At 58.4% G+C, this 20862-nt stretch carries 18 protein-coding genes; 10 read left to right on the forward strand and 8 right to left on the reverse strand.

What is annotated here, in order from left to right:
• Positions 1-50 precede the first annotated feature (50 nt).
• Positions 51-644, forward strand: coding sequence for a hypothetical protein (locus AC5FXY_RS06830; RefSeq protein WP_493555902.1), 594 nt, complete (start codon positions 51-53; stop codon positions 642-644).
• Between the two features lie 75 nt (positions 645-719).
• On the opposite strand, the gene AC5FXY_RS06835 is transcribed toward AC5FXY_RS06830, so the two are convergent.
• Positions 720-1751, reverse strand: a complete 1032-nt coding sequence (locus AC5FXY_RS06835; RefSeq protein ID WP_493555903.1) for a DUF3667 domain-containing protein — start codon at positions 1749-1751, stop codon at positions 720-722.
• Between the two features lie 382 nt (positions 1752-2133).
• Here AC5FXY_RS06835 and AC5FXY_RS06840 point away from each other — a divergent pair, with 382 nt between their 5' ends.
• The gene (locus AC5FXY_RS06840; protein WP_493555904.1) at positions 2134-5025 is read left to right on the forward strand and encodes a PA14 domain-containing protein; all 2892 of its coding nucleotides are present in this window, start codon (positions 2134-2136) and stop codon (positions 5023-5025) included.
• 173 nt (positions 5026-5198) lie between these two features.
• Here the strand turns inward: AC5FXY_RS06840 and AC5FXY_RS06845 are convergent, their stop codons facing one another.
• Complete coding sequence (locus AC5FXY_RS06845) at positions 5199-5945, reverse strand: head GIN domain-containing protein (RefSeq protein ID WP_493555905.1); 747 nt, start codon at positions 5943-5945, stop codon at positions 5199-5201.
• Between the two features lie 86 nt (positions 5946-6031).
• Complete coding sequence (locus AC5FXY_RS06850) at positions 6032-6436, reverse strand: winged helix-turn-helix transcriptional regulator (RefSeq protein WP_493555906.1); 405 nt, start codon at positions 6434-6436, stop codon at positions 6032-6034.
• A gap of 172 nt (positions 6437-6608) precedes the next feature.
• On the opposite strand from AC5FXY_RS06850, the gene AC5FXY_RS06855 reads away from it, so the two are divergent.
• The 3 genes from AC5FXY_RS06855 (at position 6609) to arfB (ending at position 8536) form a co-directional block, all read left to right on the forward strand.
• The gene (locus AC5FXY_RS06855) at positions 6609-7523 is read left to right on the forward strand and encodes an SDR family NAD(P)-dependent oxidoreductase (RefSeq protein WP_493555907.1); all 915 of its coding nucleotides are present in this window, start codon (positions 6609-6611) and stop codon (positions 7521-7523) included.
• A 115-nt stretch (positions 7524-7638) separates the two neighbouring features.
• Entirely contained in the window at positions 7639-8052 is a 414-nt protein-coding gene (locus tag AC5FXY_RS06860; protein WP_493555908.1) for a hypothetical protein, read from the forward strand.
• 79 nt (positions 8053-8131) lie between these two features.
• On the forward strand, positions 8132-8536 hold the full coding sequence (arfB, locus tag AC5FXY_RS06865; RefSeq protein WP_493555909.1) for an alternative ribosome rescue aminoacyl-tRNA hydrolase ArfB: 405 nt from the start codon (positions 8132-8134) through the stop codon (positions 8534-8536).
• Positions 8537-8542: 6 nt separating this feature from the next.
• Here the strand turns inward: arfB and AC5FXY_RS06870 are convergent, their stop codons facing one another.
• The 3 genes from AC5FXY_RS06870 to AC5FXY_RS06880 all read right to left on the reverse strand — a co-directional run bounded on the left by AC5FXY_RS06870 (position 8543) and on the right by AC5FXY_RS06880 (position 11562).
• Positions 8543-9259, reverse strand: a complete 717-nt coding sequence (locus AC5FXY_RS06870) for a hypothetical protein (protein ID WP_493555910.1) — start codon at positions 9257-9259, stop codon at positions 8543-8545.
• An 8-nt stretch (positions 9260-9267) separates the two neighbouring features.
• Complete coding sequence (gene mgtE / locus AC5FXY_RS06875; protein WP_493555911.1) at positions 9268-10653, reverse strand: magnesium transporter; 1386 nt, start codon at positions 10651-10653, stop codon at positions 9268-9270.
• Positions 10654-10749: 96 nt separating this feature from the next.
• Positions 10750-11562 carry an ion transporter gene (locus AC5FXY_RS06880; protein ID WP_493555912.1) on the reverse strand — a complete coding sequence of 271 codons (813 nt, stop codon included), beginning with the start codon at positions 11560-11562 and terminating at the stop codon, positions 10750-10752.
• A 169-nt stretch (positions 11563-11731) separates the two neighbouring features.
• On the opposite strand from AC5FXY_RS06880, the gene AC5FXY_RS06885 reads away from it, so the two are divergent.
• The 4 genes from AC5FXY_RS06885 (at position 11732) to AC5FXY_RS06900 (ending at position 16103) form a co-directional block, all read left to right on the forward strand.
• Entirely contained in the window at positions 11732-12565 is an 834-nt protein-coding gene (locus AC5FXY_RS06885) for a cyanophycinase (RefSeq protein ID WP_493555913.1), read from the forward strand.
• 184 nt (positions 12566-12749) lie between these two features.
• Positions 12750-14027, forward strand: a complete 1278-nt coding sequence (locus AC5FXY_RS06890) for an OmpP1/FadL family transporter (RefSeq protein ID WP_493555914.1) — start codon at positions 12750-12752, stop codon at positions 14025-14027.
• 22 nt (positions 14028-14049) lie between these two features.
• Positions 14050-15372, forward strand: a complete 1323-nt coding sequence (locus tag AC5FXY_RS06895) for an SGNH/GDSL hydrolase family protein (protein WP_493555915.1) — start codon at positions 14050-14052, stop codon at positions 15370-15372.
• Between the two features lie 254 nt (positions 15373-15626).
• The gene (locus tag AC5FXY_RS06900; protein ID WP_493555916.1) at positions 15627-16103 is read left to right on the forward strand and encodes a lipocalin family protein; all 477 of its coding nucleotides are present in this window, start codon (positions 15627-15629) and stop codon (positions 16101-16103) included.
• 63 nt (positions 16104-16166) lie between these two features.
• Here the strand turns inward: AC5FXY_RS06900 and AC5FXY_RS06905 are convergent, their stop codons facing one another.
• Positions 16167-17165 carry a YpdA family putative bacillithiol disulfide reductase gene (locus AC5FXY_RS06905; RefSeq protein WP_493555917.1) on the reverse strand — a complete coding sequence of 333 codons (999 nt, stop codon included), beginning with the start codon at positions 17163-17165 and terminating at the stop codon, positions 16167-16169.
• Between the two features lie 159 nt (positions 17166-17324).
• On the opposite strand from AC5FXY_RS06905, the gene AC5FXY_RS06910 reads away from it, so the two are divergent.
• Positions 17325-17795, forward strand: coding sequence for a hypothetical protein (locus tag AC5FXY_RS06910; protein WP_493555918.1), 471 nt, complete (start codon positions 17325-17327; stop codon positions 17793-17795).
• Between the two features lie 71 nt (positions 17796-17866).
• On the opposite strand, the gene polA is transcribed toward AC5FXY_RS06910, so the two are convergent.
• Positions 17867-20740: a DNA polymerase I gene (gene polA, locus AC5FXY_RS06915; RefSeq protein WP_493555919.1), complete on the reverse strand. Its 2874-nt coding sequence runs from the start codon at positions 20738-20740 to the stop codon at positions 17867-17869.
• Positions 20741-20862: the final 122 nt, after the last annotated feature.

Below are 20862 nucleotides of genomic sequence, written 5' to 3' on the forward strand. Positions count from 1 at the left end.
TGCCCGGACCCGAAGCGTTTACTGCTTCGGTCACGTCATTATTTGCCAGCATGCATCTGCGTATTCTTCGTCCTGCCCTCCCTTTACTTCTTGGAATCATTGCCGCCGTGCCAGCAGCGGCGCAGAAGTACCGCACCGCCGCCGGGGCGCGCATCGGTAGCGGCAACTACGGCCTGACGGTACAGCAGCGCATTTTTGAGAAAACCACGCTGGAAGGCCTGGCGCTGTTTCGCTCAAACGAGGTGACGGGTACTGTGCTGGCAGAGCAGCATTTTCCCTTGCTCGGCCGCAGCCTGAATTATTACGTGGGCCTGGGCGCCCACCTCGGCAACCACAAGGAGCGCGGCACCGTCGGCGGCTTCGATGGCATTGTGGGGGTGGAGTGGAAGCTGCCGATTGCCCCGTTGCTGGTATCGTTTGATCTAAAGCCCAGCTACGAAATCAATAACGACGACTGGTTCCGCTTTCCTACCGCGGTATCGGTGCGCTACGTGCTGGTAAAGGAAAAAGAGAAGCCTTTCCTGGGCGGCATTTTCAGCGGCAGCGACGAGAAGAACAGGTCGAAATCCAAAACGAAGACCAAGTCGAAGAACGAGCAGCCAGCACGTAAGCCGGGCTTGTTCGAAGGAATCTTTGGCAACTAAGCTCAGATCATTCTTAACACCAGCGCTGGCTGCTGTCCCTTGGACAACAGCCGGCGCTGATCTTTTGTGAGTTGCCTAAAGCTGAATCAAGCTGATGACCAGTACAAACAGGAGGGTGAAGAGCAAGGCCAGCGCGTAAGTAAATGACAACAGCAGGGCCTTGGCTACCGTCTTGCCCCAGCCTTGCTGGTACACGTGGCGCAGCGCCAATACCAAGTATACGGGTGGAATTATCGTCAGAACTGGGCCGAGCCAGTCGCTGCGCAAAAGGTTTTCCCATAGCATTACTATGAGCCTGAACGCAAACACAAAGCAGTGCAGGTGCAGGGAGAAGATAAGGTGCTGAATGTAAAAGCGCTGCTGTCGTACGTACAAGCCTTTGAGCAACAGTGCAAACAAAGGCATAAGCACAAACATGGCAAGGGATAGGTTCTTGAAGGTGCGCTGTACCAGCTGATCAACGGTGGCCTCGCGCAGCCGCGCCCATTGGCGTAGTGCCGTACGGTTCCAGAATGTGGGCTCCACACCCTTGCTGCGAATCATGGAATCGGTGCGCGCTTCCGTAGGGTGCGTGGCGTAGCGTTGTAGCTCGGCGGGACCGAAAGCTATTTGGCCGATTTGGAGTGAGTCGCCCTCGTTGAAGCCTAGCTTCACGGCTCCCATGTCTAGTTGTAGCGCTTCGGGGCGGCGTTGGGCAATGACGGCTTTGGTGCTGTCCAAAGCCATATCGGCAGTCCGCCCGGCCGCTTTGGCCGTGTCCGCTAGGCGTCGCTCGTCGTGGCCAGTAAGCAAAGAGATTGTTAGAAAGAATATAAAGCTGGTGAATACGTACAGCCGGATAGGCGGCACGTAAGCCACGCGGTGACCTTGATTGAAGCGGCGGGTAAGCCGGCCAGGTAAAAACAGCAGCAGACCCAGCGTCCGGAAGAATTTACTGTCAAAGTGGAACAGTCCTTCAAGGGTTTCCTCCAGCAGATGACCAAACGAGATGTTTAAGTCGTGGTTTTGCTGGCCACAGCTCGGACAATAGTTGTTGGGGGCGTTGGCGGCTTTAAAATCATAGCCACAGTTAGCACAAGTGGGGAGGCGATGAATGGAGTGCGCCATAGAAGCGGATAAAGTAGCAGACCGCCCTGCAAGTAAACACTTCTGGTCAGGGTTTATACATCAAATACCAAGGTGTGCCAGCAGCCGGAAGCTCAAGCGTAGTAGGCCCCGGAAAGGGGGCGTTAAAAGGCGGCTTACTGACGAGGGCCTTATAGAAGCTGGGTCAGGCTAAACCACCCAGCCAGCCTTGCGGTAAAGTGCTGAATTCACATTTATGTACAAAAATACATAGTACGCCCGGCTCTATATAAGTGGATTTTATCGGTAAAATCAAGCATTACAGAAATAATTTTATAAATAATTTATAACCCAATCTTCGTTTAGTATATTCCGTATAGTGGCTGCCAACCACTGTTTTCTCCACCTTTTTAAGCTGTTTGGTATGAAGCATTTTTTCACGCTTTTCATCAAGAGCTGTCTGTTTGCGCTAGGCCTTCTGACCACGCATTTAGCTTCTTCTCAACCTACTGGCTGCACTCGTCCTGACCCGGGCGGAAACCCCGCCACCAACGGCATGTATGCCGAGTACTACGCGGGTTATTTTGCCGACGACCAGTCCTTTTTCACCTCGAATGCGCCCGGCCTGATACGAATTGATCAGGAAATCAATTTTCCGCAGACCAACAGCTGGGGCAACATCCTGCCGCCGGCCGTCAACTCCCTGGCCGACCCGCAGCTATTCAGCGTCCGGTACCGAGGGACCCTTTCTGTGCCCGTCAGTGGCAACTACACCTTCTTCCTCACCTGCGACGACGCCGGCTACCTCTGGTTGGATGACGCCGCCCACGACCTGCCGGCCCAAACGTCCCGGGCTACCATCGACAACGGCGGTGGGCACAGCTCCGTGGAGCAGCGCGCCACGGTGTACCTGACGGCTGGCCTGCACAGCGTACTCATTCACTACGGCGAGGACGTATACGCCAACGACCTCACCTGGGAATGGGAAAGCGCCGATGCCGGCATTGCGCGTCAAATCGTGCCGAGCTCGGCCCTATGTACGGCCGTGCAAAACCAGCGGCAAGTGCCGCAAGGCATTGCCTACTCGCCCAACAGCGTTATGGCTGCGGCTGGCGCGGTGATAAACTCGGTGGCTCCGGTGGTAAACGACGGTGGTCAGCCCGTTACGCAATACGCAGTGGCCAACGCGGCTGCCTTGCCGCCCGGCATCACCATCAATAGCAGCACGGGCGTACTCTCGGCTAGTGCTACAGTGCCTAGCGGGACGTACGTGGTCAACGTGTCTGTTACCAATGCCAGCGGGACCAGCACGTTTGGCAACGTCTTTACCTTCAACGTAGCCCCGCCACCGCCCTCAGGCTGCGCCGGCACCGACCCCAGTGGCGCCCCGGCGTTCCGTGGCCTGTACGGGGAGTACTACGCGGGCTTCTTCGGCAACAACCAGGAATTCTTCGTGAACAACACCCCGGCGCTTCAGCGCATCGACCCGGTGGTGAACTTCGCCAATACGCCTAGCTGGGGTACCATTATTCCGCCTGCTTCAGGTACTCCCGGCGACCCAGATGACTTTAGCGTCCGCCTGCGGGGTGGCATTTACGTGCCTGTCACGGGTCAGTACACCTTCTACCTGAGCAGCGACGACGCTTCTTACCTCTGGCTTGGCAACGCCGCGCTCGACGCGCCCGCCCTTACCAACCGCGCCACGGTAAACAACGGTGGCGTGCACAGCCTGCGTACCGATTCCGCTACCGTGTTCCTGACGGCCGGGCTGCACAATATCCTGATTCACTACGGTGAAGTAGCCGGCGGCAACGAGCTGATCCTGGAATGGGCTAGCGCCGATGCCGGCATTGCCCGCCAGATTGTGCCGAGCTCGGCGCTCTGCACGGTGGTGCAACCCATGCGCAACCCGCCCACGGCGCTGGCTTATTCGCCGGGCTCGGTTTCGCAGGTGAGCGGCCGGGTAGCCGTGTCGCCTGCGCCTACGGTTAGCAGCCCGCTGCCGGTGGCTGGTTTTGCGCTGCTGAATGCGGCCGCACTGCCAGCCGGCATTAGCATCAATACCTCCACCGGTGTGCTGACAGCTGCCGCTGGCGTACCCGAAGGCCGCTACCTAGTAAACGTGGCCGTGTACAACGCCGAGGGCGCACTGGAACGTCCCCTGGCCTTCACCTTCGTGCTTACGCCCACGCCGCCGCCCGGCTGCACCGGTTCTGACCCCGGTTCCCAGCCTGTTGCCGCTGGCTTCTACTCGGAGTTCTACTCAGGGTATTTCGACGATGAAACCGACCGCCACGGCTTCTTTACCCGCAATCAGCCAGGAATCATCCGCATCGACCCCGAGCTTAATTTCATCGATGCCGAAAGCTGGGGCGATATTGGAGATGTAATCAGCGGTACCGCCGAGGAGCCTACTATCTTCAGTGCCCGCATGCGCGGCAGCATCTACGTCCCGGCTTCCGGCACGTATACGTTCTACCTGACCAGCGACGACGCCTCGTACCTATGGATCGATAACGCGGCACTGGCTACGCCGCCTACCACCGAAACGGCACTGATTGATAACGGTACCGGCCACCCGCCGCGCACCATTACCGGCACTGCCACGCTGACCCAGGGCCTGCACAACGTGCTGATTCACTACGGCCAGTTTACCGGCGGTAGCTACCTCTCGCTGGAGTGGTCGAGCCAGGATGCCAACATCACGCGCCAGCTGGTGCCCACGCCGCTGCTGTGCTCGGGAGTGCAGAACGCCCGCACGCCACTGCCCATCACACTCACAAGCTTCCGGGCCAGGCCCGTGGGCAATAATGTGGAGCTGACCTGGGAAACGGCGCAGGAAATAAACAACCGTTACTTCGAGCTGGAACGCTCCACCGACGGCCGCACTTACACCCCGGTAGCGCGGGTAGCCGGCGCCGGCAACAGCAGCGTGCGGCGCAACTACCGTCACTTCGATAATCAGCCCTTGCCTGGCCTGAGCTACTACCGCCTGCGTCAGGTAGATAACGATGGAGCTACCACGATAAGCGAGCCGGTAGCTGTGCAGCGCGGCCAAGCCAATGCCGCAGCTCCCGTAGCCACGGTGTACCCGAACCCCAACAACGGCACGTTCAACGTGAAGCTGGCCCAGCCAGCCGGCCGCAGCACCCGGGTGCAACTGCTCGATCTGAGCGGCCGCACCGTGCTTAGCGAAACTCTGGTCGAGGGCACGCGGGAGCAGCAGCTTCAGGGGCGCAACCTACCGGCTGGGGTGTACCAGCTGCGGGTAAGCTCGCCTGAGAGTACCACTACTACCAAAGTGGTGGTGCAGTAATTGGGCTAAATGCCAAGAGAAAGGCCCCCATCCGGTAGGATGGGGGCCTTTTTTATAAGCTGGCGGCAGAGGTTCTAAGTCCTCGGCCGGAAGTAAGCTTTCGGAAGCAGAGCGTCCTGCTGAGTTTAACTAGCTCTCTACCTCCGCAGGGCTATCCGCTTTTGGATGGCTGCTTAGCTCTTGGAAACGCGGCCGCTGCCCGAGATGCGCTGCGTAATGCGCGGTGAGCCAGCGTAGTACACATTGCCAGAGCCGCTGATGTGAGCGTCCAACGTTTGGGCTACGCTAAGCCGGCAAGTGCCCGAGCCGCTGATGCTTACTTTGCCGTCGTTGGCTTTCAGCTCGGCAGCATCTACCCGCCCCGAGCCGCTAATGTGGGCCACTACCACGGGGGCGCTGCCACTCAGCTTCATGCTGCCCGAGCCCGATATGCTAATCTGGAGCTTTTCGGCAGTTATGGGCGCCCTTAGTTGGCCAGAGCCACTCACCGACAAATCCAGGGCATCGGCCCGAAGCGCCTGATCAGCACGGAGGGAGCCGGAGCCGCTCACACCTAAGGCCTCAATTGTGGGCATGGTCACGTACACTTTTACCGGCCCTTTGAAGCCGCGCCAGTTCAGCCAGTTGCCTTCCGGCGTGCCGATGCGCAGGCGCCCGTCCTTTACCGTTGTTTCCAGGTCCTTTAGGTCGTCAGGGCGGCCCACTACTTCTACTTTTTGCGTGGAGCCTTGTAACAGAATAACCTCTGCCGAAGTGGCTACCGATAGGCGCGTAAAAGCCCCTACTTGTCGCAGCTGTCGGGCAGTATCATCGGCCAAGATGCCCGGCGCTGCGGGTACCGTCTCGGCGAAGCGGAAAGCCGGCAGGGTGGCCAGCAGTGCCAGCGGCAGGATTATGCGGGGTAGGAAAGGTGTTTTCATAGTCTGAGGCAGTGTAGTTTGAACTCAATACATCAACAGATGCTACTGCCTCCGCAACAGTTGCCTGCCCTGGCCGATCCTTGCTGCTAAGGGTTTAGCACGGCAGCTTGCTCGCGGTGTAGGTAGTCTTGGCCCCAGCCGATGAGCGCCTGAAACAGAGGCTGCACGCGGCGGCCGTGCTCGGTAAGGTGGTACTCCACTTTGGGCGGCACCTGCTGGTACACCGTGCGTGCCACGATGGCATCGAGTTCCAACTCGCGCAGCTCCTGAATGAGCATTTTCTCGGTGATTTCCGGCATCAGCCGCTTCAGCTCGCCGTAGCGCCGCGGCCCCTCCAGTAGATAGGAGAGGATCAGCAATTTCCACTTGCCACCCAGCACATTGAGGGTAGTGCGCACCGGGCAAAATGCGTAGGGTGGAGGAGTATCACCGCGCGCTTTTTGCACTGACCAGTCTATTTCAGCTTGCTGCTGCTTGGTGAGCTTGCTCATGGTGAAATTTTTAGTTACTGATAATCAGCAATACTGTGTTAAAAGTAGGTAGCCTACTTTTTTGTTGGTACTTGCTTAAAGCGAAGGTAAGGGGCTTCCTTTGAATCACGGTAGCCGCCGGAAGTAATACCGCGGTACCCACTTCAGCAGTAATATTTTAACAGTCTCTGATATGGCTCAACACATCGTAGTAACCGGCGCGACCGGTAACATTGGTTCGCGAATTGTGCAGCACCTGCTAGAGCGCGGGCACCGCGTAACGGCCGTAGCGCGCTCGGCTCAAAAGCTACAGCCCTTGGAAGCCGCCGGTGCCGAAATACGCCCCGGCGACCTGGCCGACACGGCCTTCCTGACCGAAGCACTGCGCGGCGCCGACGCTGCCTTTCTGATGCTGCCGCCCAACGTGACAGCACCCGATAACTTGGCTTTCCAGGACCAACTGGGTGAAGCCGTAGCGGCCGCCGTGCAGGCTTCGGGCCTGCGGCATGTGGTCAACCTCAGCAGCATCGGTGCCGATCTGGAAAGCGGGACGGGCCCCATCGTGGGCGTACACCGGCAGGAAAAGCGCCTCAATGCCATCGAAGGCCTGAATGTAGTGCATCTGCGCCCGGCCTACTTCATGGAAAACCTGCTCAGCAGCATTGGGCTGATTCAGGGCATGGGCTTCAATGGCTCTGCTACGCGCCCCGACGTGGCCTTTCCCATGATTGCCACGCAGGACATTGCGGCCCGCGCTGCCGAAGCTCTGGCTGCTGGCGTGCCCGCTGGCCGCACCGTACTGACCCTGCTCGGGCCGCGCAATTACTCAATGCAAGAGGCGACTGCCGTTCTGGGCCAAGCCATCGGACGGCCCGAGTTGCCTTACGTGCAGTTTCCCTACGACCAAGCTAAGCAAGGCATGATGGGGGCTGGTTTGTCGGAGTCGATGGCCGATCTGTACGTGGAGATGACCCAGTGCATCAACGAGGAAAAAGCTATGGTGCACGAGCCGCGCACCGCCGAGGGCACTACGCCTACTACCCTGGAGCAGTTTGCCGAGCAGGTCTTTGCACCGGCCTTTCAAGGCGCTGCTCAGGCTGTAGCTTAAGTTCACGAACAAAATGTTCTGGGAAAGGCCCGCTGGCACTACGCTGGCGGGCCTTTTTTGCGTAGGCTTGCGCAAAAGCCATTGTTACTGCCGCGTTGTGTCGATCAAGCTGCTCTTGCTTCTGAATTTTGCTCTAGCACTGTACCTCACCGGCGTCATCTGGACGGTGCAGCTGGTGCACTACCCGGGCTTTGCGGTGGCCAAAGCTGACTTTACCGCCTACCACCGGGCCCACCTTGCGCGCATGGGCTGGGTAGTAATGGCCCCTATGGTGCTGGAGCTATTGGTAGCCGCTTGGCTGGCTTGGCAAGGGCGTACGCTTGGCTGGCCGGTATGGCTGGGGCTGGCCCTGGTGCTACTGATCTGGGCTGTTACGTTCTTCGTCTCGGTACCATTTCACAACCGGCTGGCTCAGGGCTACGATTACGTGGCTATTGATGGGCTGGTACGTACCAATTGGCTGCGCACGGCGGCTTGGACGGTTCGCAGCGGCCTGTTGCTTTATCAGCTGGGGCGGGTATTGCTGTGAGAAAGAACAATCTTTGCCCGTGCACGAATAAGCTTAGGGCGTAAGTTGTTCGTGCTGTCTTGTCTCTGATAATTATTCCATGCTGCCACCCGTTGATGCCTTTTTGCCCGAACTGCAGTTCCAAACCGCCCGCAGCAGCGGGCCGGGCGGGCAGAATGTGAACAAGGTGGAAACCAAAGTGGAGCTGCGCTTCGACCTGCCAAACTCCGCCTTGCTAACCGACGAGCAGAAGCAGCGGCTACGGGAGAAACTCAACTCCAAGCTGACCGCCGATGGCCTGCTAATCGTGACGGCGCAGGAGTCGCGAAGCCAGCAGCGCAACAAGGAACTGGCCGTGCAAAAGTTCTACGAGCTGCTGCAAAAGGGTTTGCATCAGCCTAAAGCTCGCAAAGCCTCTAAGCCTAGTAAAGCCGCTGTGCGCAAGCGCCTAGAAGGCAAGCGGCGGCAATCAGAAAAGAAAGCCAACCGCCGCGGCGACTATTAGCGGGTCCTAGTTCAGATCAAGGCCAAACAGCACGCCCACCCAGGGCCGATGCTGGTAGATCCAATGGCGCCCATCAGGGCCAAGCAGGTGGTCGGCGCCCACGGCCAGGCCCAGGTTGAAGATGTGCGCATCGTAAATAGCGGCTGCACCTACGTGCAGCACAAAGCCTTCATAATCCAGGCGGGCCTGCTGCCGGGTGACATCGGGGGTAATCAGCGACGAACCCAAGCCCGTAAACACGCCGTAGCCCAGGCCGGTAGTGCGAATAATCGGCTGTCGTTTGCCGAGCTGGCGGTGGCTGGTAAGGTGATACACATCAATGCGCCGACCGAGGTACAGCGCGGCATTGAAGGTGGTGTTTAGCTGCAGGGGCACCCCTGCGCGGGGCAGCCGAGCCTTAAAGGGAATCGTGAATACATCGATATCAAAGCGCTGGGAAGCTAGTACCACGTGCCGACCCGGCCGCAGGATGTAGCTGGGTGGTATGGGCGCTGCGCCTGTAGCCTGAGGGCTAAGGCTGTCGGTCTGCAGGTGCAGGGTGTCACCCGCTTGGCGGGCGTACAACCGGCGGCCAGTGGGCAGTGCTTGTTTGAGCTGCTCCTCGTTGGTTTCCACGGCGCGGTAGCGGCCTTCCGGCAGCTGCTCTAAGCGCCCTACGGCCGCGCAGCCGCTGAGCAGCAGGCCCAGACCCAGTAGCTTGATATAGGATAGCCCCGGCTGCATACGCTACGCTACAGCAGCGTGCCTTTAAGAATGGCCGATGCCAGCGAAAAGTAAATGATCAGACCCGTCACATCCACCAGCGTGGCCACAAACGGCGCCGAGGAAGTAGCCGGGTCTAAGCCCAGGCGCTTGAGCAGTAGCGGCAGCATGGAGCCGGCCAGCGTACCCCACAGCACAATGCCCATTAACGAAAGGGCCACGGTGGCGCCTACCAGTTGCCAGTACGGACCGTATTCCTTGAAAATAGTGGCCCACAGCGCGATGCGCAGAAAGCCTACTAAGCCCAGAATTGCCCCCAGAATCAATCCCGATAGCACTTCCCGGCGCATGATCAGCCACCAGTCGGTAAGGGAAATTTCGCCCAGCGACAGGGCGCGGATAACCAGCGTCACGGCCTGCGAACCAGAGTTGCCGCCCGAGCTGATAATCAGCGGCACAAAAGAGGCCAGCACCACGGCCCGCTGAATCTCATCCTCGAAGTGACCCATAGCCGAGGCCGTGAGCATTTCGCCGATGAGCAGCAGCACCAGCCAGCCGGCACGCTTTTTTACCATCTGACCCACGGAGGTAGCCAAATAGGGCTCGTCCAAAGCTTCGGAGCCGCCCAGCTTCTGAATATCTTCGGTGTCTTCTTCTTCCCGAATGGCCAGGATATCATCGATGGTTACGATGCCGAACAGCACGCCTTCCTCGTTGACAACGGGCAGGGCCGTGCGGTCGTTTTTGCGAAACACATCAATGACCTCCTCCTGATCCTGCATGTCCCGCAGGCGCACAAAGCGGCGGTCCATCAATTCGCTCACGTGCTGCGTAGGCTGCGCAAAAAGAAATTCCCGGATGCGGATGTCGTCGATGAGTACGCCGCGCTCGTCCACCACGTACACCACGCTCACCGTCTCGGAGCCGCGGCCGTGCTCCCGAATGTACTCGAACACGTGTTGCACCGTCCAGTCTTCGCGCACGGCGATGAAGTCAGGTGTCATCAGGCGGCCCACCGAGTACTCGGGGTAGCCCAACAGCTGCAGCGTTACGCGGCGCTCCTTTTCCGACAGCGTCTGGATCAGCTCCCGCACCAAGTCGTCGGGCAGAAACTCCAGCAGGGCCGTGCGGTCGTCGGGCGACATCTCGTTCAGGATGTCGGCAATCTTTTCCTGCGAGAGGCTTTCCAAGAAGTGGCGTTGCACCTCCAGGTCCAGGTACTCGAATACCTCAGTAGCATGCTTCAGCGGCAGCAGCCGAAACAGAATCAGCTGTTCCCGTTCTTCCTGCGTCTCGATGAGCTCCACAATTTCTGGCGTATCAAGACTTCGCAGTAACTTCTTCAACCGAAGAAATTCCCGCTGCTCAAGCAGGTCCGTGATTTGATCGAGGGCCAGTTGCTGTTGAGTAGTCATGATGGCGGCAAAATGGGTGCTTCGCTAGGCAAAACGGGGTTGGTGAAAAGGCGCGCAAAAGTAACCGGAAATAGCGGCGAATCCGAGCTTGGGTTATCAGTTTTTAGCCGCTGGCGGAAGCCGTTGCAGCACGTCCCGTAGCTCTTGGCGCAGCTCCTGAATTTCCGTCTGTAGCTCCGCAATCTGCCGGGCACCCGATACCTCGCCCTCGGCGTCCTCGGCGTCGCGCCCGACGAAAAAACTGGCTAGTGTGGCCGTGAAGTAGCCGAACACCGCAAAGCCGTATAAGGCCAGCAAAAAGCACAGCGCCCGGCCCTCCAGGCTGCGTGGCCAATACTCACTGCCGATGCTGATGAGCAGCATGGCCGTCCACCACAGGGCCTCAGGGTAAGATTGCAGCCCGTCCTGCTCGTCGCGTTCGAAAGCGTACATGCCCGCCGCGCCCACCAGCAGTACCAGCACCGTGAGCAGCAGCACGTAGCCCACGCCGCGACGACCCATGCTGGCCGATAGGGCGCGCATGCCCCGGTTGATGGACCCTACTACCTTCACCAAGCGCAGACTACGCGTGGCCCGCGCCACCCGCAGCACTCGTGCAAAGCGTAGCACCCGCAAAGCCGGGAGCAGCAGCGAAATCATGGTTATGACATTGCCGCGGAGAAAGGTCAATTTATCCGGGGCCAGTACGAACTTCAGGAGGAAGTCGAGAATGAAGATGACCCAGATAATTGTGCTCAGCAGCTCTAACTCCGGCGAAAGGCCGCGTAGCAGTTCTATACCCAGCAGCACCAGCCAGATGGCTCCCAGCAGCAGCATGGGGGTTTCGAGCCAGTCTTCCAGCCGATGCAGCAGTTCCTGCCGCTCATTTTGCAGGACTTTAGCGTCGTCATTAAGCGAAGGATTGGTCATGGTTATGGAGCAGCTTAAGGATAGGGATAGTACGAGCAAGCCGGTAAAGGGGGTAAGGACGTAACGGGCTCGTCACCCGCCCGGGAGCATTCAAACATGGCGTGAAACGTAGCTTTTTCAGCGGCTGCACGTAGGGAATAGCCGCTTGTGCATTATCACTGCCCTACCTATGCCCACTCCTACCATTCCCCGCGGCACACTCATCGCCCTCGGCGGCGGCGACGACGACCCGCTGCTGGCCCTGGTCAGTGAGCTGTTGCCCAACCCGGACACCCCCGTAGAAGTGATTACGTCGGCGGTGCCGCGGCAGATGATCCGGACCGGGCGCGCCTATGTGGAAGCCCTGCGTGAAATGGGCTGCAACAACGTGGGCCACCTGCGCGTGGATTCCCGCTACCCCGGCAATCTGCCCGCTACGCTGCGGCGGCTGGAGAAGGCTGGCGCGGTGTTCTTCACCGGCGGCGACCAAGAGAATATTACCGACCACTGGCTCAACACTCCGGCCCTGCAATTACTCTGCGAGCGGTACCACAAAGACCCTGACTTCATTGTATCGGGTACCAGCGCCGGGGCAGCCGTGATGCCGACTTACATGATTGTATCGGGCTACGGCTACCGCTCCCTGACCAAAGGGGGTATAGAATTGCAAAAAGGCCTCGGGCTGATTTCCTACGTATACATTGATCAGCATTTTGTGGAACGGGGACGCTTTAACCGCCTGTCGCACGCGGTGCTCAAGCATACCACCACACTGGGGCTAGGACTAGCCGAGCAAACGGGCATCATCATCCGCCACGGCCGCGAAATGGAAGTCTTTGGGGACGGCGTGGTAACGGTAATTGATGGCTGCGATGTCCGCAACGACAACCTGGGACGGGTAGGGCGTGGGGATGCCGTGGGGGGGCAAAACCTGCGCGTACACCTGTTGGTAGCCGGGCAACAAATGGACTTGCGTACCCGGCGGATACTCGTGACGGAGCCTTCGCAAGTCGGTGAAGAATAATTACTAACGGATATCAACGTTAGTAGTGTGCAAGGTAAAGGGCATGTCAGTGGCTGAAACCTTCTAATATTGAGCCGCAAACGAGAATTTGAAATACTCGGCATGCCGCATTGTTAGTTTCGTTTTCCCTCCTACATTAGCTCACACAACCTTTTTACCATTTCCCACTCTTTTCACCTCGGGTATGAACCTAAAACATTTACTCCTCGCCGGAGGCGCCTTACTTGGCAGCACGGCCGCGCAAGCGGGCGGTTTCCAGGTAACGCTGGCAGGGCAGAAGAACAACGGCATGGGCGGCGTCGGTACGGGCTTAGCCCTCGACCAAGCCGCTATGTTCTACAACCCCGGTGCGCTGGCCATGGTGCGCGAGCGGGGAGTGCAGATAGGGGTAAACGGAACGCTGGCCCGGCAAGCTTTCCGGGCTCAGTACGGGGGAGAAGAGCGCACCCTGCGCAACTCCGTTACCACTCCCTTTAACCTGTATGCGGGCTTTGGCCCGGAGGAAGGCAAGTGGAAGGCTGGCATCGGGGTTTACACACCCTTTGGCAGCAAGCTGCAGTACGCTGAGGGCTGGGAAGGCCGCTACTCGCTTACCGACATCGATCTGACCTCCATCTTTGTGCAGCCCACCGTCAGCTACGCCCTAACGGATAAGCTGAGTGTGGGAGCTGGTTTTGTGGTGCTGGCATACGGCGCAGTAAACCTGCAGCGCGATGTACCTATCGGGGGGCCACAAAGCGAAGCTGGTCACATCGAGCTCGACGGCAAAGCCGAAACCAAGTACGGTTACAACGCCGGTATCTACTTTAAGCCTTCCGACAAGCTGAGCTTAGGCGTATCGTACCGCTCCAAGCTGGTGGCGCAGGTAAAAGGCGGTGACATCACGCTCACCGACATTCCGGGCTCCATTAAAGAAACGCGTTTTAATGCTACCCGCTTCAATGTAGAGCTGCCACTGCCCGCTACAGCCTCCGTCGGCATCGGCATTATGCCTACCGAGAAACTCACCATCGGTCTGGATGCTAATCTGGCCTTCTGGAGCGAGTACCGCCAGCTGCGTTTTGACTTTTCCGACAACGCCGGGGCTCCGGCATCCATTGGCGGCGTCACCTTCAGCGAATCGAAGCGCTCCTACACCAACTCGCTGACGTTCCGCCTCGGCGGGCAGTACCAAGTGACGGACGCCCTGACCGTCCGGGCCGGCGGTATCTACGACCAGACGCCCGTGCCCGATTACTACGTGACGCCCGAAACGCCCGACAACGACCGTCTGGGTGCAACCGCTGGCCTGACTTACAAAATCGGCAACTTCGGCGTGGACGTATCCACGCAGTTTGTGAGCGTGATGAAGCGCACCCAAACTCAGGAGCAGCTGCAAAGCGCCGGTACCACCGACCGCGTAGCTGGTACCTACAAGACCAGCATCGTGATTCCGGGAATTGGCTTCTCGTACGCGTTTTAACCTCCTGACTTCCTGTTGATCGATGAATACGTTTTCTAAATACACCTCGGCGCTGGCCCTGCTGGGCTTGGCGCTGACCGGCTGCCAGCCTGAGTTGGACGCTCCCCGCGCCGACCGCGGTTCTGCCGACTTTACCCGCTACATCGCCGTCGGCAACTCGCTGACGGCAGGCTTTATGGATGGCGGGCTGTACCGCGAAGGCCAGTTAAGCTCGTATCCCAACCTGCTGGCTCAGCAGTTTCGGCAGGTGGGCGGCGGCGAGTTCTCGCAGCCGCTGTTTACCGAAGCCCAGGCCAACGGCTCGGGCTACCTGCGCTTGACTGGCTTTACGCCGCAGGGCAACCCCATCACCACCAACGTGACGACCAACCTCGCCGTGCGGGGCGCGTCGCCAACCAATGGGCCCCTCTACACCCGTTTTGATGCGCCCGTCAACAACTTGGGAGTGCCTGGTATCCGCTTGGGAGACATCCATACGGCTGGCTACGCTAGTCAGCTAGGCAATCCGTATCTGGAACGCATCACGCCAGCCGCCAACCAATTGCAAACCTATTTTCAGCGAGTGAGAGCGGAAGCGCAGACTGCCACTTTCTTCTCGTATTGGTTGGGCAACAACGACGTGCTGGGCTACGCCACCTCAGGAGGGGCTAACCCTGCCGCGCCCATTACCCGCACCGATACCTTCACGCTTCGGACCAACCGAATGATCAACGCGCTGACGGCTACCGGAGCAAAAGGCATCGTGGCAACGATTCCTAATGTGACCAACGTGCCGTTCTTCACGACCATACGCGTTGCGGATATTAAAGCACGCTTTCGGGCAACCAACCCCGCCCTAAGCCTGTATGTCCAAGCTACTGGCCCCAACAACACCGTAGTGGTACGGGAAGCTACCGATGCTGACCTGCTGACGCTGACTTCTTCAGCCGTGATTGGCACCACCACTACCGGCAACCCCTTCCCTGTGGGAGCGGGCGTGTCAGCGGCCCAATCCAATCCGTTGGGTACTCAGTTTGTACTCGATCCGGAAGAGCAAACCATCGTGCGTAATGCTACCACGGCTTACAACAGCGCCATTACGGCCAAAGCCAACGAGAAAGGATTGGCCATCTTCGATGCCAATACTTTCTTTGCGGGTGTAGCGGGCGGTGGTTTCGCTACCAACGCCGTCAGCAACAATGCCGCTTTCATCTCCGGCAACCTGTTTTCGCTCGATGGCGTGCACCCCACACCCCGCGGTTATGCCGTGGTGGCCAACGAGATGATCCGGGCCATCAATGCTAAGTATGGTTCCAGCCTGCCGTTCGTGAATGCCAATAGCTACCGCGGGGTACTGTTCCCGTAACTGCTATTTAAGCCACGGTAAAACCGCTCTTCCCTGCTGAGGGAAGAGCGGTTTTTTTTGCTCACCGGGCTGCGGCTCCCCCACAAATCAGGTGGCTGGCTTACATGTGTATGTGATGTGCGGCGTAAGATTTCTGTTATGCAGCGGGGCTAACAGCCAGTCAATGACACAATTGTGTCTTCGTTAAATGCAGGAAAAGACGGTGGCCGGGAGTAGAATTGCATCATAATTCACGACCACACAAACCAACCGCTATGAAAACCCTGCGCTTCCCCCTGTACCTGGCCGTAGCCGCCGCTGCTGTACTCACCGCCTGCGACAAGGACAAAGACAAAGCCAAGCCCAAAACCAAGACGGAGCTGATAACGGACAAGGATTGGATCCTGTCGGCCCGCACCATCAACCCCGCCGCACGCAACAACGCCGGCCAGCTGGTTACCGATCTGATGCCGTACATGAACGACTGCGACAAGGACGACCTGCTGCAGTTTGCCAAGCCCAACGCCTACACCTTGGATGAGGGCGCTACCAAGTGCGGCAATGGCCCGCAGCGCTACACCGGCACGTGGTCTTTTGGTAGCGGCGAAAGCACGCTCACCACGCAGATTGGGAACCAGGCCGCCAATACCTACAATATTGTAGAACTGGAAGAAAACACCCTGAAGCTGACGGAGACCGAGCAGAGCGGTGGCGTGACGTACACCACTACTTACACCTTCAGCAAGCGCTAAACCGTCATTGATTGCAGTCAAAGCAACGGCCGCTGTCCTATTGGACAGCGGCCGTTGTGCATTTTAAGCTAGCACAGTCTTGAACTCCTTAGCCAGATGCTCGGCAATCACGTGGGCGTGGTAGCGGCCATTCTCAATAAACCAGCGGCTGGTATTGAGGCCGCCGCACACTGTGCCGGCCAGGTACACCCCACGACGGTTGGTTTCGAAGGTTTGTTCGTTGTAGCTGGGAGTACAGGCGGCATCGGCTTGGGTGCCTACGCCTAGGGCCTGGAGCAATGAGTAATCGGGGCGGTAGCCGGTAAGGGCGTACACGTAATCGGCTGCAACGGTGCGTAGGCCGTCTGGGGTAAGCAGGTCGGCTTCGCCGGGCCGGATGGCTTGCACCGAGGTATGGAAAAAGGCCTCAATGCGGCCTTCCTTAATGCGGTTAAGTAGATCGGGTCGGAGCCAGTATTTTACTGATTCCGATACCTCGGCGCCGCGCACGGCCAGCGTGGCACGGGCCCCGGCGCGGGTAAGGGCCAGAGCTGCTTTGGCAGCAGAGTTCTTGGCCCCGATAATCAGCACGCGCTGGCCCACGTGGGCGTAGGGCTCCTTGTAGTAGTAGCTGACGTGAGGCAGCTCGGCCCCAGGGATGCTTAAGCGGTTCGGCACATCAAAAAAGCCAGTGGCGATGATAACCCGTCGGGTGCTGATGCTGCCACGCTCCGTGTGCAGCGTGAAGGCATCAGCCTCGCCTTCCAGATTCACAACCCGTTCGTAAAGGCGCAACGGAAGTTTTTCAGTTTCGGCCACCCGGCGGTAATAGTCAAGGGCTTCTTCGCGGATGGGCTTGTAGTGACCCGTAACGAAGGGGTATCCCCCAATTTCCAAGAGCTCCGGGGTTGAAAAAAACTCCATGTTGGTAGGGTAGCCCACGATGGAATTGACCAGCGTGCCTTTGTCAATCACGCATACACGCAGGCCCTGGCGCTGCACCTCAATGGCGCAGGCCAACCCTACCGGACCGGCGCCCACTACCACCGCATCAAACTGGCTTTCAACAACAGAAACGTTCATAACAAGTCAGATACAGTGCGGCACAGGAAGATGTTCGCTGCCATCATATTTTTCGAGGCTTTCCGGCGCTGGACTACGTTTTTCAAGAGCTGATAATGCTTTAGGGGCCAAGCAATTCAAGTATACTTGCGGGCATTTGCTTCCTCCTCTCCACCTCATATGAAGAAAGCTAGACTCCTTTACTACTCTACCCTGCTGGCTGCCGGCTGCACCTTCACTGCCTGCGAAAAAGATACCGAAGGACTGAACAAGACCGATCTACTCGTCAACAAAGACTGGAAGATGACGGCCGGTTCGGTGACGCCAGGTATTCCGAGCAGCAGTGGCACCATCCGCGACGTATATGCCAACTACGAACCCTGCCGCCAAGACAACCTGTGGCGTTTCGAAACGCCGAGCGTGTTCAAGGAGCTAAGCGGCCCTACTCGTTGTTCGGGCGAGCCTGCCCTCAAAACCGGCAATTGGCGCTTCAGCGAGGATCAGAAACAGCTGTATCTGCTCAAGCAAGGCAATTCCGTCACTGACGATTACGAAGTGCTGGACCTGACCAGCAACACCTTGCGCGTGAAGACTTCCGAGTCGATCAACGGTACCATGTACACTTTCACGTACACGTACTCCAAGCAATAAAGCAGCAAAAGCCAACAAAGAGAGGCTCTTTGTTGGCTTTTGCTGCCTGATGGACTGTCGCGCTGCAGCCGTTAATGCGCTTCCAGCCAGTTCAGGCCAGTGCCTACTTCCACTTCCAAGGGCACTTGCATAGGCAGGGCATTGGACATCAGACGCTTGATGTGCGGCTGAATAAACTCGACTTCCTCTTTGGGCGCGTCAAACACCAATTCGTCGTGTACCTGCAAGATCATGCGGGTAGTCAGCTTCTCCTGCTGCAGCCAGTCGTGGATATGAATCATGGCTACCTTGATGATGTCGGCCGCGGTGCCCTGGATGGGAGCGTTAATAGCGTTGCGCTCGGTGTAACCGCGCAGCGTAGCGTTGCGAGAGTTAATGTCGCGTAGGTAGCGGCGACGGCCCAGCAGCGTTTCGGCGTATTCCAGGTCGCGGGCTTTCTGAATGCTGGCGTCCATGTACTCCTTCACGGCCGGGAATTCGGCGAAATAGGCCTCGATGAGGTCTTGGGCTTCCTTGCGCGGAATGCTCAGACGTTGAGCCAGCCCGAAGGCCGAGATGCCGTAGATGATGCCGAAGTTGGCCGTTTTGGCTTTGCGGCGCATGTCACCGTCCACTTGATCCAGCGGCACTTTAAAGATTTTGCTGGCCGTGCTCTGGTGAATATCGATGCCCTGGCGGAACGACTCGATCATCGTAGGGTCCTGCGAGAAGGAGGCCATGATGCGCAGCTCGATCTGCGAGTAGTCAGCTGCTACGAGGATATGGTCCTTATCGCGCGGTACAAAGGCACGGCGGATTTCGCGGCCTTTCTCCGTGCGAATCGGAATGTTCTGCAGGTTGGGGTTGGTACTGCTGAGGCGGCCCGTAGCCGTTACCGCTTGATTGAAGCTCGTATGGATGCGGCCGTCTAGTTCGCACACCAGTTGCGGCAACGCGTCGACATAAGTGCTCTTGAGCTTGGTGAGCTGACGGTGTTCCAGAATCAGCGCCGCGATGGGGTGCTCGGCGGCCAGCACACTCAGAATTTCCTCGCCGGTGGCGTACTGTCCGGTTTTGGTCTTTTTGGGCTTGCCGCCGATCTGCAGTTTATCAAACAGCACCTCGCCCAGCTGTTTGGGCGAACCGATGTTGAACGGCTCCCCGGCAATCTGAAAAATCTGCTCCTCGGTCTCGTGAATGTAGCCTTGCAGCGTGCCGGAATATTCGCCCAGCGCCGAGGCGTCGATGCGCACGCCTTCGTACTCGATGTCGGCCAGCACACGCACGAGCGGGTTTTCCACATCGTTGAGCAGATCGATGAGTCCTTGCTCGCGGATGCGCGGCTCAAACACATGTTTGAGCTGCAGGGTTACGTCGGCGTCTTCACAGGCGTAATCCTTCACCTCAGCCGGCGGAATGTCGGCCATGGTTTTCTGGTTCTTGCCCTTCGGGCCGATCAGCTCCAGAATGCTAATGGGGGAGTAGTGCAGGTAGGTTTCGGCCAGCACGTCCATGCCGTGGCGCATGTCGGGCTCCAGCAGGTAGTGGGCCAGCATGGTGTCGAAAAGCGGGCCACGCACCGTCACACCGTAGTGCTTCAGAATGGTCAGGTCGTACTTGATGTTCTGACCGATCTTGGTAATGTTTTCGGCTTCTAAGAAGGGCCGGAACTCGTCCACAATGGCCTGCGCGGCTTCTTGGTCGTCGGGGCTGGAGGGTACGGGCACGTAGTAAGCCTCGCCCACGCGCCAGCAGAAGGAAAGGCCTACCAAGCGGGCCGTCATGGTGTCGAGGCCGGTAGTTTCGGTATCGAAACTGACTTCCTTTTGCTTGAGCAGAAACTGCAGGAGGCTCTTACGGGCCCCGGGGGTGTCTACCAGGTGATAATCGTGCGCTACATCGCCAAGGGAACGGCGGGCACCGGTGTACACTGGCTCGTCGAGGTCAATTTCGTCGCTGTCGGCACCTTCGGCGGCGCGCTTGAGCGCGCCCTCGTCGGGCGCGTCAAACAGGCTGAGGCCGGTAGGACCTTTGGGACGCCGGGCGCCGCGGGTGGCGGTGGTAGCACCGCCGCCCGCGCCGGCATTGCTCAGGATGCGGGCCGCCAGCTGGCGGAACTCCAGCTCGTCGAACAAAGAGGTGAGGGCCTGCTCATCAGGCCGCTCCAGAATTAGCTTTTCGGGCTCAAACTCGATGGGCACCGAAGTGTGAATGGTGGCCAGCTCCTTCGACATTAAGCCTTGCTGGGCGTAGGTTTCTACGTTTTCACGCTGCTTGCCCTTGAGCTTGTCGGTGTTGGCAATCAGGTTCTCGACCGAGCCAAACTGTTGAATCAGCGCTTTGGCCGTTTTCTCCCCGATGCCGGGGATGCCGGGAATGTTATCCACGGCGTCGCCTTGCAAGCCCAGGATATCGATAACCTGCTCCACGCGCTCCACCCCAAACTTCTCCTTGACACGCTCGATGTCCAGAATTTCGGCCGCGTTGCCCATGAAAGCCGGACGGTACTGCTTGATGTGCTCCGATACCAGCTGACAATAGTCCTTGTCGGGCGTCATCATAAACACCTCGAACCCGTCCTTTTCCGCCTGCTTGGCCAGCGTGCCGATAACATCGTCGGCCTCGTAGCCATCCATAACCAGGATAGGAATACGGAAGGCCTGAATGATTTGCTTGATATAAGGAATAGCCACGCCGATATCCTCAGGCATGGCTTGGCGGTGGGCCTTGTAATCGGCGAAGGAATCGTGACGGAAGGTCTTCTTGGCCGCGTCGAACGCGACGCCGATGTGGGTAGGCTTTTCCTTTTGCAGTACTTCCACCAGCGTGTTGGTAAAACCCAGGATGGCCCCGGTGTTCAGGCCCTTGGAATTGATGCGCGGGTTCTTGCTGAAGGCGAAGTGCGAGCGGTAAATCAGCGCGAAGGCGTCGAGCAGGAAGAGTTTCTTGGGAGTGGCTTCGGACATAGCGACGAAGGTAGGAAACGAGCGTGAGGAGCAAGCTGAGCTGATGGGAGTGCGCCGTTATCTGGGTAGCTTGCAAGAGTTTTTAACTACAAGTAATCAATGAACCTACTGTTACGTTTTAG

It is taken from the genome of Hymenobacter sp. FMD4 (assembly GCF_058932745.1).